This window comes from Paenibacillus sp. 11B, from assembly GCF_030487755.1.
Lineage (GTDB): Bacteria > Bacillota > Bacilli > Paenibacillales > Paenibacillaceae > Paenibacillus > Paenibacillus vandeheii.
In genome coordinates, this window is sequence record NZ_JAUKNS010000002.1 from 1,019,197 (window position 1) to 1,032,987 (window position 13,791).

Sequence of the window (13,791 nt, forward strand, 5' to 3'; positions counted from 1 at the left end):
TTCGTGCCTACAGGGTTGATCTCAGCCATTCATCTACTGTAAATTACAGCCTGCTTTGTCCTTTATATAGAACAAAAAACGAATGCGTCTCCCCAGGTGGAGCCGATTCGTTTCACATGACCTCCCGCCCCTAACGAAGAGGAGTCAGGTATATTAATACCATAAAGAAATGAAGAATACTGCCTGCCAGCACAAACAGATGCCAGATCGCATGGTGGTACGGAAAACCACGCCACACATAAAAAAGTGTACCTAGCGTATACATCAGTCCTCCAGCAACCAGCAGCACGATTCCGCCTGTAGGAATGGCAGCCACAAGCGGTTGCCAAGCAATAATGATGAGCCAGCCCATCGCAATATAGAAAATCGTGGACATGAATAGGAACTTTTTCGTAAAAAACGCCTTAAAGATCACGCCGAATAATGCAATTGCCCAGATCACACCGAACAAGCTCCAGCCAAGCGTGCCGCGAACAGCAATAAACAATAGCGGAGTGTATGATCCCGCAATAAACAAATAAATTGAAGAATGGTCAAAAATTTCAAACAAATCTTTTACTTTGCCATCTTTCCAAGCATGCACGAGTGTTGAGCTTGTATAAAGCAGCAGCATCGTGATCCCGTAGATCGTGAAACTGACCACATGCCAGGCTGTGCCTTTCATACTGGAAACTACAATCAATAGCACCAGTGCAGCTACACTGAGCGCAGCGCCGATACCATGTGTCACCGCATTGGCGACTTCTTCACGGCGGGAATAGGTATAGGTGTTGGCCATTTCAACCGTCCTTTCTAATCCTGAGGAATTGCCTGTTTTATTTTATTATACACGTATTGCCACTGATATAACACGTGACACTTATCACGTATATCAGTGGCAATACGGTCAAAAACATTGATTTATTTAACGACTACGAATTGGATTCCTCTTCTTCTGTGCTTTGCTCTGGCTGTTCCTGGATCAATCCCGAGAACAACGCATGCACGAATTGCTCTGAATCAAATGGCTGCAGATCATCGATCTTCTCACCGAGTCCGACCAGCTTCACAGGCAGATCCAGCTCCTGACGAATCGCAACAACAATACCACCTTTTGCGGTACCATCCAGCTTCGTCAACACTAATCCGGTTACCCCGCTCTTCTCTCCGAAGAGTTTGGCCTGATTCAGTGCATTCTGACCTGTAGTTGCATCCAGCACCATTAATACTTCATGAGGTGCTTCCGGAATTTCACGTTGAATAACACGATAGATTTTGTTAAGTTCGTCCATCAGATTCGATTTGTTTTGCAGACGGCCCGCTGTATCACAGAGCAACACATCAGCACCCCGTTGTTTTGCAGCCTGTACGGCATCATACATTACAGCGGCAGGGTCAGAACCCGATTGTTGCTTGATAACTTCCACACCAGCACGTTGTCCCCATACTTCGAGTTGCTCAATCGCTCCGGCGCGGAATGTATCTCCTGCTGCCATGATGACCTTTTTACCCTGCTGTTTGAAGCGATGGGCCAGCTTGCCAATCGTTGTTGTTTTACCAACACCATTAACACCAACAAACAAAATGACCGTGATCCCATCCGGATTCATTTTCAGTTCATTATTCTGCTCACCACGAAGTAAGCCCGTCAGTTTTTCGGACAATACAGGCTGTAATTCAGCTGCATCTTCAATTTTGCGTTTTTTGACTTCGTCACGCAGATCTTCGATCAATTTCATGACCGTATTAACACCTACGTCGGCCCCAATCAGAATCTCTTCCAACTCTTCATAGAATTCTTCGTCGATTTTTTTGCGACGGATGACGAGGTCCGATACTTTCTCCACAAGGCCTTTACGTGTCTTTTCCAATCCGTCCTTGAACTGTTTGGTAACTGACTCCGTTTTGCTTGCAATGCTGTCTCTCAGCTTTTTAAAAAAACTCATAAAGCCCCTCCATCGTGTACATTTCTTGGTTTAAATGATATTAGATGAGTTCATGTGTGACAATCACTCAAAGATCAGGCAATGACAGCTTCCTCATCTTCCAGTTTAACCGAAACGAGCTTGGATACTCCGCCCTCTTCCATCGTAACGCCATACAGCACATCCGCTTCTTCCATTGTGCCTTTGCGATGTGTAACAACAATGAACTGTGTCTGTTCCGAGAACTCACGCAAATACTGGGCAAAACGTACCACGTTAGCTTCGTCCAGCGCGGCTTCGACTTCATCCAGTACGCAGAACGGTACAGGCTTAACATGCAGAATAGCAAACAACAACGCCATCGCAGTCAGCGCTCGTTCTCCACCGGATAATAGCTGCAGGTTTTGCAGCTTTTTGCCAGGCGGCTGAGCGACGATATCAATACCCGTGTCCAGCAAACGCTCAGGGTCCATCAAGACCAGATCCGCGCGCCCTCCGCCAAACAGCTTGGTGAAGACCGTGCCGAATTCCCGGCGAATCGCATCAAATGTCATTTTGAATCGCTTGGCCATCTCGTCTTCCATTTCGCGAATGACCTGATACAACGTTGTTTTCGCTTCAACAAGATCGTCCTTCTGCGTGCTGAGGAACTCATACCGCTCATTAACCCGCTGAAATTCCTCAATCGCTCCCAGATTGACATCACCAAGAGCTGTTATGCTGCGCTTCAGTTTCTGTACCTCAGCTTGTGTGCTCTCCACATCTTCCGGCACTGGATAACGCTCTTTGGCAAGCTCATAACCGAGCTCATACTCATCCATCAATTTGCGTAAGATGTTTTCCAGCTCAACATCAAGTCTGTTCACGGAAATCTCCGTTTGGCGCATCTGTTCCTCCACAGCTTTCAGCTGTGTGCGCTGTTCCTTCGTTTCGCTCTCCGCAAGCTCAAGCTTCTTCGACAGCTCGCTTCGGGCAGCACGCTTGAAATCCAGCTCCTGTGCAGATTCCGCTTTTTTCAGCTTGTATTGGTTAAGATCTTCAATCTGTTTAACACTCTCAGTCTCTGTTTTCTTCAGATCGGCTTCCATGGAGGCCAGCAGCGTGCGATTTTGACGAAGATCCTTCACCAGTGATTCCACTTCACGCTCCAGACGCCGCAATTGCTCCTCGTTGGAGAATCGCTCCTGATCCAGTTTACCTTCTCGAACTTTCAGTTCGGTGAGCTGGGTCTGCAATTCCTCCTTCGCGGATTCATTCGCTTTACGCGCGAATTCTGCGGCATGAATGGCACGATGGGTCGCCTTCTCTTCTTCCTCAAGCTGCTCCAGCTTCTTCACAGCGACATCGCGGGCTGTATCCATCTCTTTGATTTCCTCGGTAAACCCGCTCTTTTCCTGCCCGGCTACCGCAACCTGTTCCAGTACGTGACGTAGCTCATGCTCAACCTGCTTCATTTCCATTGAAGCCTGCTGCTCTGCATTTCGGGTGTCATCTCCTGACTGGCGCAGCTCGTCCAGCTTATCCTGACACTGCTCTAGTTGAGTTTTTACATCATCCACAACGCGATGCAGTTTTACTATTTGATTTTCGGTGTCCACAATATCCTGATCCAGCTGGTCCAGCTGCCGTTTTCGACTGAGCAGACTTACATTTTTCTTGTGCTGGCTACCACCAGTCATCGAACCCCCTGCGTTAACCACATCGCCTTCCAGAGTTACGACCCGGAAACGATATTGGCAGCGAGCCGCGATTTTGTTGGCATCCTCCAGCTTTTCCGCAATAATGACATTTCCGAGCAAGCTTCCAATGATCGAAGCATATCGGGATTCGTATTGTACGAGATCCGCACCAATGCCCACAAATCCATCCATGCCTTCGATCATTGAACGTTCACCCGCACCAATGGTACGTGGACGAATAACATCCAGCGGGAGGAACGTAGCTCTGCCCAATTGACGTTGTTTTAGAAATGCAATTGCCTGTCTGGATACTGATTCATTCTCCATGACGACATGCTGCAGGGAAGCACCCATCGCTGTCTCTACCGCAAGTTCGATCTTCTCAGGTACTTTAACGAGCTCTGCAACAGCCCCATGAACCCCGCTCAATGTACCCTTGCGTGATGCCTTAAGTACTTCTTTGACACCCAGCATGAAACCGTCGAAATCATCCTGCATTTCTTTCATTGTATCGCGACGGGAGACCTGAGCTTCACGTTTTTGCTCCCACTTACGGACCGTTCCCCGGCTTTCTTCGAGCAGCTTCTGCAACGACTGAAGACGTTCACTTTCCGTAATATATCCACCGCGCAGATCACTGATTTCCTTGCCCAAGCGAACGACTTTTTTCTCAATCTCCGTTTTGCGGGCTTCCAGCGTTTCCTTCTGGCCTTCCCACTTGCCGGATTCCTCCGTCGCGCGATTCATTCGCCGTTCCAGCGTCTCTTTCTGTTGGTCCGCGTAACGAATTTCGTTTCGTGTCTGGGCCATCTGATTCATCAGTTCCAGCAAGTTGCCCTTAAGGCTTTCCTCCTGCTGTTGGCTGATACCGCCAGTGACGCCGATGAGTTTGGCCTCTTCCTCGGAAAGACGGTTTCTCACGTCATTCAGTTCAAGCTCAAGTTTGGCAAACTTTTCGCGTAATGCAAGTAACTCGGCTTCACGCTCCCGATGTCTCTCTTCACTAGCAGCAAGCGTCACTTTAAGCTGTTCCTGGTTTGTCTGCAAATGACGTGAACGCTCCTTGAGCAGTTCCCCGAGACCTTCGCTTTTCTCCGTTGCTTCACTGAATTGCAGTAAGGCGGATTGCAGCTGTTCTGTCTCCGTTTCCAACGTGCGCAGTGCAATCCGATCACTTTCCAGCTTGGCATCATGAGTAGAGACGATGGCAGCCAACCCGACTTCTTCCTGTTTCAACGATTCGAGTCGTTGGTTTGCTTTGCTCCAGGAAGCATGAATTTGTTCGATCTGATACACGTACATGGAAATTTCCTGGGATTTCAGCTGTCCACGCAATTCCTTGTAATGGATCGCTTTTTCCGATTGTTCCTTTAACGGACCAATCTGGTCTTCTAGCTCGGTGACCAGATCATGAATCCGCAATAAATTCTGTTCCGTCTCATCCAGTTTGCGAGTAGCATCCCGTTTGCGTGATTTATATTTAACAATACCTGATGCCTCTTCAAAGATCCCCCTGCGATCCTCTGAACGGGTACTCAGAATCTCTTCGATTCGTCCCTGTCCAATAATCGAGTAGGCTTCCTTGCCGATCCCGGTATCCATAAACAATTCCGTAATATCCTTCAAACGACAGGACTGCTTGTTGATAAAATACTCACTGTCTCCGCTGCGATGTACACGACGCGTTACCGTCACTTCACCAAAGTCCAAAGCAAGTGCATGATCTTCGTTATCCAGCGTCAATGAAACTTCACCATAATTAACAGCCTTCCGTGCATCACTGCCGGCAAAAATGATATCTTCCATCTTGCCACCACGCAGTGATTTGGCGCTTTGTTCCCCAAGAACCCAGCGTATGCCGTCTGAAATATTACTTTTCCCACTTCCGTTCGGGCCTACAACAGCGGTTATGCCACGAACGAATTCCATTTCCGTTTTGTCGGCGAATGACTTGAATCCACCCAGTTCAATCCGTTTTAAAAACATAGGGTTTCCCGTCACCTCCTCTTGCAAATTTCAAGTGTTGCATTCAGCGCCTAGTTATCGATCAAGAAAAGCAAATCCTGATCCTCCTTACAAAAAAAAGAGCAAAAAGCAGTCCGGCCGATAAATTCCGCCAGGCGGACCCGCGGGCTGCTCTTTGCTCTTCGTTTGTCTATGCGCTTACGGTAAAGCTCAGGCTTCCGGAAGCTTCAGTCGATCCAGTGCTGCGGATGCAGCCTGTTGCTCGGCTTCCTTTTTGGAACGTCCTGTACCTCTGCCAAGCCGTTCTTGACCCATATGGACCTCGGAGACAAACTCCCGTTCATGGGCAGGGCCCCGTTCCTCAACGATACGGTATTCAAGAGCTCCCATATTGTGATGCTGAGTGAGTTCCTGCAATTCCGTTTTGTAATCGCTCATTTGCAGCTTGCTACCCAGAACGATTAACGGAAATACATGCTGATCCAGGAATGTCCGGACAGGCGCCAATCCCTGATCCAGATATAATGCACCGATGAAAGATTCAAACACATCCGCTAATAAAGCCGGTCTTGTTCGTCCTCCCGTCAGTTCCTCACCTTTACCAAGAAGTACATACTGCCCAAAACCCAACGCTTCAGCAAATTTGACGAGGGAAGGCTCACAGACAATCGATGCCCGCAGCTTGGTTAATTCACCCTCCGGCCGGTTAGGAAACAAGTGATACAAGTATTCCGACACAGTCAGTTCCAGTACCGCATCGCCCAGAAACTCCAGACGTTCGTTATCCTGATGCTGACTGAACCGGTGTTCGTTTACATAAGAAGCATGGGTAAACGCTTGTTTTAAAAGCTGCCTGTTGTCAAATTTGATTTGAAGTTTGTGTTGTAACTGCTTCAGATCTTCACTCAAACGAACTAGCCCCTTATGCTTCAAATTTTTTGAGAATAATGGTGGCATTGTGACCGCCGAACCCAAATGAATTGGACATGGCAATATTGACTTTAGTTTGACGTGGAACGTTTGGAACGTAGTCCAGATCACATTCCGGGTCCTGATTTTCCAGGTTGATTGTTGGAGCAAGCGTTTGATGTGTCAGCGACAATCCGCAGATTACGGCTTCCACGCCACCAGCAGCACCAAGCATATGACCTGTCATCGATTTGGTTGAACTCACCGCAAGCTTGTACGCATGATCGCCAAACGCTTTTTTGATCGCAAGCGTTTCGGATCTGTCACCTACAGGAGTTGATGTTCCGTGTGCGTTGATGTAGTCCACTTCTTCCGGTTCAATTCCAGCATTACGCAGAGCCATCTTCATGCAACGAGCTGCGCCATCCGGATCAGGTTCTGTCATGTGATGTGCATCCCCCGTGAGACCGTAACCAATAACCTCACCATAAATACGGGCACCACGTTTTTGTGCATGTTCAAGGGATTCAAGGATCAGAACACCCGCACCTTCACCCATAACAAATCCGTCACGTTCGGTGTCAAAAGGACGGCTTGATTTGGCAGGATCATCATTACGTGTAGACATGGCACGCATTGCACAGAACCCAGCCAGACCGGTTGGTCTGATCGTCGCTTCCGCACCACCGCAGATCATCGCGTCCGCATCTCCGTTTGCAATCAGCTTGAAGGAATCTCCAATGGAGTGTGTTCCTGTAGCACAGGCTGTTACCACGTTGATGTTAGGACCTTTCGCCCCGAGAGAAATCGACATTTGGCCAGAAGCCATGTTGGAGATCATCATCGGAATGAAAAATGGGCTTACGCGTTTAGGACCCTTTTGCAACAATGCATTATGTTGGTCTTCCCAAGTACCCAATCCACCGATACCCGATCCGATGGACACACCGAAGCGCTCTGCATCAATGTTCTCGTCAATTTTCAGACCACTGTCTTCAACGGCTTTGAAGCCAGCTGCTACAGCGAATTGAACAAAACGGTCCATTTTACGTGCATCTTTGCGATCCATGTACTCTTCCGGGTTGAAATCCTTGATCTCGGCTGCAATTTGAGTGGTGTATTCACTTACATCAAACGCCTCAATCTGAGAGATTCCGGACTTGCCTGCCATTAAACTTCCCCAGAACGTTTCCAAATCTTTTCCGAGCGATGTCATTACGCCCATTCCGGTAATTACAACTCTTTGTTTCAAACCAACTCACCTCTATATCGACTGCATTACGCAAGTATTTTGTGGGAATATCCGCAAGCAGACGTCTAGCCAAGCATGATCCGAAGATCCGTTTGACCAGCGCCGCTTGCGGAATGAGAAAAACCAATGAATGATGAGAAGTCCCGCCTGTTCGAAAACAGGAGCGGGACTGAATTGACTTTAGGTATGAGATTGTATGTAGTTTACAACTTCACCTACGGTCGTGATTTTTTCTGCATCTTCATCAGAGATTTCCAAATCGAATTCATCTTCCAATTCCATGACCAATTCCACTACATCCAAAGAATCAGCACCCAAATCTTCTTTGAAAGATGCTTCAAGTGTAACTTCAGCTTCGTCTGCGCCCAAGCGGTCGACGACGATGCGTTTTACACGCTCCAATACATCGGACATCCGGTTCACCTCCTCCTTGGTATTATACGAGAATCGCAGGCAAAATGCCATAGAAGACATATGCGGCTCCCGGCCGGGGAACCCGGCCTTTTTCCGGCATTTCGGATCGTCCAGCGCCTGTTCCCCGACTATTGTTCAAGTCCGGGAAGAATTACATGTACATGCCACCATCAACATGCAGTGTCTGCCCTGTCATATAAGATGAAGCTTCTGAAGCCAGGAACGTGACAACACCGGCAATTTCATCCGGCTGGCCCAGACGGGACAACGGAATACCGTTCAACATATTGTCCACGATCTCCTGGGACAATTCCTTCGTCATATCGGTCTCAATAAATCCTGGCGCAACGCAGTTCACTGTGATGCCGCGGGAAGCAAGCTCACGTGCAGAAGCCTTTGTCAAACCGATGACCCCTGCCTTGGCAGCAACATAGTTGGCTTGTCCAGCATTTCCGAGCACACCCACAACCGAGGAGATGTTAATAATTCTTCCAGACCGTTGCTTCATCATTGGACGCGTAACTGCCTTAAGGCAGTTAAACACCCCTTTGAGATTGGTTTCGATCACCTGATCGAATTCCTCTTCTTTCATGCGAATGATCAGATTATCACGGGTAATTCCAGCATTGTTAACAAGAATATCAACGTTGCCCCACGCTTCAATCGTAGCTTTGACCATTTTCTCGGCTTCGTCCATCTGGCCTACATTCGCTTGTATCGTTATGGCCTCGACACCTTTGGCACGAATTGCTTCCGCTACTTCCTCAGCTGCCGCTTGACTGCCCGCATAATTTACGGCCACGTTGGCGCCTGCCTCGGCCAAAACGAGTGCAATACTGCGCCCAATGCCACGAGATGCACCAGTAACGAGCGCATTTTTGCCTTGTAATGGTTTAGACATAATCATTCCTCCTTTCCCCAAATCTAATCATGGTTAATCAAATTAGTGCAGCTGCCGTTGCTTCGAGCGTCTCAAGACTGTTTACATTGTACAGTTTAACGGTTTTATCTGTTTTTTTAATCAAACCTGTTAACACACTGCCAGAACCAATCTCGATAAAGGTATCTACACCTTGCTCAATAAGCCATGTCACACTGTCTTCCCATAAAACCGGAGAATAGACCTGTGCTGTCAACAAATCCTGTACCTTACCGTCCTCCACAGGTCTTGCAGTCACATTTGCGACTACAGGGACCGTCCCGGGTGAGAACGAAACAGTTTTCAGTTTCTCAGCCAGCTTCTCTGCTGCATCCTTCATTAGGGAAGAGTGGAACGGACCGCTTACTTCGAGTGTGATGGCACGTTTGCCGCCCGCTTCCTTGACCCGTTCAGCGACAGCAGCTACCCCTTCCTTCACACCGGAGATCACGATTTGTCCCGGACAATTTATATTTGCTAGTTCAACTGCATGACCGCTTTCGGATACATCCCGGCAAAGCACCCCCAGCGCTTCCCGATCCGCACCCAATACAGCAGCCATCGCTCCCTGTCCACCCGGAACAGCCTGTTCCATATATTGACCGCGTGCACGCACAATACTTACCGCATCCGCGAACGAAAGAACGCCCGCTGCTACCAGTGCACTGTATTCACCAAGGCTGTGTCCAGCTGTAAAATCAGGCTGAATTCCTTTTTCTCTAAAAGCCTCAAGCAATGCGATACTGGCTGTCAGCAGAGCCGGTTGCGTATTCGATGTTTGTTTCAACTCGGTCTCTGGTCCTTCGAATACCAGGTTACTCAGCGAGAAACCCAACGTTTCGTCCGCTGTACGAAAAATTTCTGTTGCCGCAGGCACGGACTCATACGCGTCCTTAGCCATGCCTACAGCCTGTGATCCCTGTCCGGGAAATACAAATGCTATTTTACCCATGCCATTCAACTCTCCCAGCTGTCTAGTTTACCAAACAAGTACGGATGCGCCCCACGTCAGTCCGCCACCGAAACCTACCATCAGGACAGTATCTCCGGCTTTCATGCGACCTTCTTCAGCGGCTTCAACCAAAGCAAGCGGGATGGAAGCTGCAGATGTGTTGGCGTATTTATCCACGTTGACCACAACTTTCTCTTCTGGAAGTTCTAGTCGCTGCATTGCAGATTGGATAATCCGGATATTGGCTTGGTGAGGAACAAACAAATCCACGTCCGTACGTTCCAGGCCAGCCTTGCGCAGCACTTCGACTGTCGCTGTCCCCATCACCCGTACTGCAAATTTAAACACTTCACGGCCATTCATGTAAATGTAATGTTTTTTGTTCTCAACCGTTTCTACGGATGCAGGCAGACGTGAACCGCCGCCTTCCATTTGAAGCAGGCTTCCGCCCGCACCTTCAGCTCCGAGATCGAATGATTTGAATCCACGGCCTTCCGGTACTTCACCCACGATAACCGCGCCTGCACCATCGCCAAACAGCACACAGGTGTTACGGTCGGTATAGTCGGTAATACGAGACAAACAATCTGCACCAATAACAAGTGCATTATTGTACATGCCGCTTTTGATGAAGCTGGTTGCAGTCGCCAGACCATATACAAATCCCGAGCAGGCAGCAGACAAGTCAAATGCCGCAGCGCCCTTGGCACCAAGCTTATCTTGCAGAATACAAGCAGTAGATGGGAACGAAGAGTCCGGTGTAATGGTTGCCACAATAATTAGATCGAGATCACTACCAGTCATGCCAGCAGATTCAAGTGCTTTGATAGCCGCCTCGTATGCCAGATCTGAAGTTGCCTGATCCGGTGCAGCGATGTGACGCTCCTTGATTCCTGTACGACTGACGATCCACTCATCATTCGTATCGACCATTTTCTCCAAATCGCTGTTTGTCAAAATTTTCTCAGGTACATATTTGCCTGTACCGATAACCCCTACCGGGCGCAAATTATTCATGTCGTCACTCACTTCCCGCTAATTTCCTTAGATATGCTCTCCACCAGCTGGTTCTGTACTGCAATCCGTGCTTGGCGCACAGCATTTTTGATGGCATTGCCATCAGCCGATCCATGGCTTTTCACCACAAGTCTGCTCAAACCGAGGAGCGGTGCACCACCATGCTCCGTATAATCCAGTTTCCGTTTCAAACCACGCAGCTCAGGCATAAGCACAGCAGCAGCCAGTTTGCTTTTGAGAGATGATGAGAATTGTTCCTTAAGCAGAGCGAAAATGGCACCTGCCGTACCTTCAAGCGATTTGAGCAATATATTTCCGGCAAACCCATCACACACAAGCACATCACACGCACCTGTTAGCACGTCACGGGCCTCTACGTTACCAACAAAACGGATCGGTAGTTGCTCCAGCAAAGGATATGCATGTTTGGTCAACTCATTCCCCTTACCCGGCTCCGTTCCCACATTGAGCAGGCCAACTCTTGGCGAGGCAATTCCCTGCACTTTTTGCCGATACAAGCTGCCCATCAGACCATACTGTGCAAGGTGTTCCGGTTTCGCATCCATATTCGCCCCGAGATCAAGTGCCAGTACACCCACATCATCAATCGTGGGAATCATGGGCGCAAGTGCCGGGCGCTCAATGCCTTCCATACGACCGACCACAAGCAATCCGGCTGTCATCAGTGCTCCGGTATTGCCCGCGGAGATCATGGCATCCGCTTCGCCTTCCTTCAACATCCGGCCTGCGACTACCATGGAGGCATCCTTTTTGCGTCGGACAGCCTTAACTGGCTCGTCATCCGACCCAATCACTTCGGAAGCATGCCGAACCGTCAGATTGGCAGGTTTTGCGCCTGACTTGCTCAGAAGAGGTTCCAGCTTGGCTTCATCGCCGACCAGAACGATCTGTGTATCCGCCCATTCCGTAGCTGCGGCGATCGCACCTTCTACTGTTGCCGCAGGTGCGTTGTCGCCTCCCATGGCATCAATGACGATTTTCATTCCATATGACCTCCTTCTACGCTGTCTTCTCCACCTGAATGGTAGATTACAAAGTTGCCTTGAAACACCATTTCTTCACCCACGTAAGTAAAAACTTCCACTTTCGCTTTACCCTTTTGACCCGGGATCGATCTTACATATGCCTTCGCAATACATTTCTCTCCCAAATGAACCGAACGGACAAAACGAATGTCTGCGGAAGCCGTCAAAGCGATCTCATCATTGATAACGGCTACTGCCAGGGAGTTGGCCTGTGCAAAGACATAGTGCCCCCGAGCGATGCCCGTTCTTGAAAATACATGTTCTTCCTTTATTTCAAACAATGAAATCCCGCTCTTGTCCAGCTGCAGGTCCACAATATCACCGATAATCTCATGCAGGGGCAAGGAGCGCACCTGATCGTAGGAACGCTCGGCCATCAGCTTCATCCGCTCTCGCAGCTCGGGAATCCCAAGCTCAAGCCTGTCGAGACGAATCGTCTGAATACTCACCTTCAATTGGCGTGTAAGTTCCTGATCCGTCACAAACGGGTTGTCTTCGATCATTTTGGTCAACTGCTGCTGCCTCTGTCTCTTCGGTACACGTTCGATGCCTGACACCCCCCGCTGTATCGTTTAAGGAACCGCCTCATCCGGTCAGTTCAACATTCTTCCACGTGCTTCTATAGTTGCATCCCTGTTCAGCAGGGTCGTTCTCACACGAATCATGGTTCATGTTTATGTAACGTCAAATCTTAGAACCTGGTACTAAACTATAGTATATCTCATCCCGTGTCAAAAAGAAAGGCTGGCTGAACAAAAACAATCCTGCCTTGCGGAGCCTGGCTTCACAGTCCCGAACACAGCCAGTACGGTGCATTACCAAAATATGAAAATCGTTTTTTTGAATTCAATTCAAAGGAGATAGAATACAGGTAGAAGTGGTCCATCTTGCGATGTTATGGTCTAAAAAAAGTAGCACCTCATCGAAATGAAGTGCTACTTGATGTCTAGCTATTATTGAGAGATGATCTCTCTTGCTTTGTACGTTCCGCACACTTTGCACACGTGGTGACTAAGTTTAAGTTCGCCACATTGTTCACATTTCACCATGCCCGGTACAGCCAATTTAAAGTGAGTGCGACGTTTGTCGCGACGCGTCTTGGACGTTCTCCGTTGAGGTACTGCCATTATTCCCACCTCCTTATCAAAATCAACCTTTGCAGGTAGTTGTTACAATGTTCGATTTTCACTCATGCTCATTTAAAAAAATCCTTGAGCCCTGCAAGCCGCGGATCGATAACTTGGTTATCACAACCGCAGTCACCTTCGTTCAGCTCATGGCCACACTTCGGGCATAACCCTTTGCATGTATCGCTGCATAGCGGTATAAACGGAAGATCCAGCAGAAAAGCTTCCTCGGCATAACCTTTCAGATCAACGCTCTCTCCATCCACGTAGAAAGTATCGTCATCTTCGGGCAATTCCTCTGGCTGTTTCCCCTGCTTGAATTGCTCATGAAAATCAATATGAAAATGTTCATTAATCGGCTTGAGACATCGGGAGCATAACATGTCCACTCCTGCTGTCAGTTTGCCATGAACATCCACAACGTCGCCCTCTCTGTACTCTGCAGATAAATCCGCAGTCAGCGGGGTAACGGCTGTGATATCCTGTCGGTTAGAAACCAGTTCCTTGATATCCCACTGTTCATTGAACTGCAGGGGTCGGTCACTGGTAGCCACTTTGCGAAATGGCATTAACATTTCCCATCACTCCAAACGAAACCAATCTCATA

At 48.6% G+C, this 13,791-nt stretch carries 13 protein-coding genes; all 13 read right to left on the bottom strand.

Features of this window, described 5'->3' with window-relative positions; genetic code table 11:
* Positions 1-130: 130 nt before the first annotated feature.
* The gene (gene trhA, locus Q0V21_RS13055; RefSeq protein ID WP_024630181.1) at positions 131-778 is read right to left on the bottom strand and encodes a PAQR family membrane homeostasis protein TrhA; all 648 of its coding nucleotides are present in this window, start codon (positions 776-778) and stop codon (positions 131-133) included.
* A gap of 133 nt (positions 779-911) precedes the next feature.
* The gene (gene ftsY, locus Q0V21_RS13060) at positions 912-1,925 is read right to left on the bottom strand and encodes a signal recognition particle-docking protein FtsY (RefSeq protein WP_094936423.1); all 1,014 of its coding nucleotides are present in this window, start codon (positions 1,923-1,925) and stop codon (positions 912-914) included.
* Between the two features lie 74 nt (positions 1,926-1,999).
* Positions 2,000-5,569, bottom strand: coding sequence for a chromosome segregation protein SMC (gene smc / locus Q0V21_RS13065; protein WP_301879269.1), 3,570 nt, complete (start codon positions 5,567-5,569; stop codon positions 2,000-2,002).
* Between the two features lie 189 nt (positions 5,570-5,758).
* Entirely contained in the window at positions 5,759-6,457 is a 699-nt protein-coding gene (rnc, locus tag Q0V21_RS13070; protein WP_024630178.1) for a ribonuclease III, read from the bottom strand.
* 13 nt (positions 6,458-6,470) lie between these two features.
* Positions 6,471-7,709: a beta-ketoacyl-ACP synthase II gene (fabF, locus tag Q0V21_RS13075; RefSeq protein WP_024630177.1), complete on the bottom strand. Its 1,239-nt coding sequence runs from the start codon at positions 7,707-7,709 to the stop codon at positions 6,471-6,473.
* Between the two features lie 180 nt (positions 7,710-7,889).
* The gene (acpP, locus tag Q0V21_RS13080) at positions 7,890-8,123 is read right to left on the bottom strand and encodes an acyl carrier protein (protein ID WP_024630176.1); all 234 of its coding nucleotides are present in this window, start codon (positions 8,121-8,123) and stop codon (positions 7,890-7,892) included.
* Positions 8,124-8,274: 151 nt separating this feature from the next.
* Entirely contained in the window at positions 8,275-9,024 is a 750-nt protein-coding gene (fabG, locus tag Q0V21_RS13085; RefSeq protein WP_301879275.1) for a 3-oxoacyl-[acyl-carrier-protein] reductase, read from the bottom strand.
* 37 nt (positions 9,025-9,061) lie between these two features.
* Positions 9,062-9,994 carry an ACP S-malonyltransferase gene (fabD, locus tag Q0V21_RS13090; RefSeq protein WP_301879277.1) on the bottom strand — a complete coding sequence of 311 codons (933 nt, stop codon included), beginning with the start codon at positions 9,992-9,994 and terminating at the stop codon, positions 9,062-9,064.
* 27 nt (positions 9,995-10,021) lie between these two features.
* Positions 10,022-11,011 carry a beta-ketoacyl-ACP synthase III gene (locus Q0V21_RS13095; protein WP_024630173.1) on the bottom strand — a complete coding sequence of 330 codons (990 nt, stop codon included), beginning with the start codon at positions 11,009-11,011 and terminating at the stop codon, positions 10,022-10,024.
* A gap of 8 nt (positions 11,012-11,019) precedes the next feature.
* Complete coding sequence (plsX, locus tag Q0V21_RS13100) at positions 11,020-12,015, bottom strand: phosphate acyltransferase PlsX (RefSeq protein ID WP_024630172.1); 996 nt, start codon at positions 12,013-12,015, stop codon at positions 11,020-11,022.
* Entirely contained in the window at positions 12,012-12,560 is a 549-nt protein-coding gene (fapR, locus tag Q0V21_RS13105) for a transcription factor FapR (RefSeq protein WP_052016600.1), read from the bottom strand. The genes plsX and fapR overlap by 4 nt, the downstream gene beginning before the upstream one ends.
* 450 nt (positions 12,561-13,010) lie before the next feature.
* Positions 13,011-13,184, bottom strand: a complete 174-nt coding sequence (gene rpmF / locus Q0V21_RS13110; RefSeq protein ID WP_017689233.1) for a 50S ribosomal protein L32 — start codon at positions 13,182-13,184, stop codon at positions 13,011-13,013.
* Positions 13,185-13,252: 68 nt separating this feature from the next.
* On the bottom strand, positions 13,253-13,759 hold the full coding sequence (locus Q0V21_RS13115) for a YceD family protein (protein ID WP_024630170.1): 507 nt from the start codon (positions 13,757-13,759) through the stop codon (positions 13,253-13,255).
* Positions 13,760-13,791: the final 32 nt, after the last annotated feature.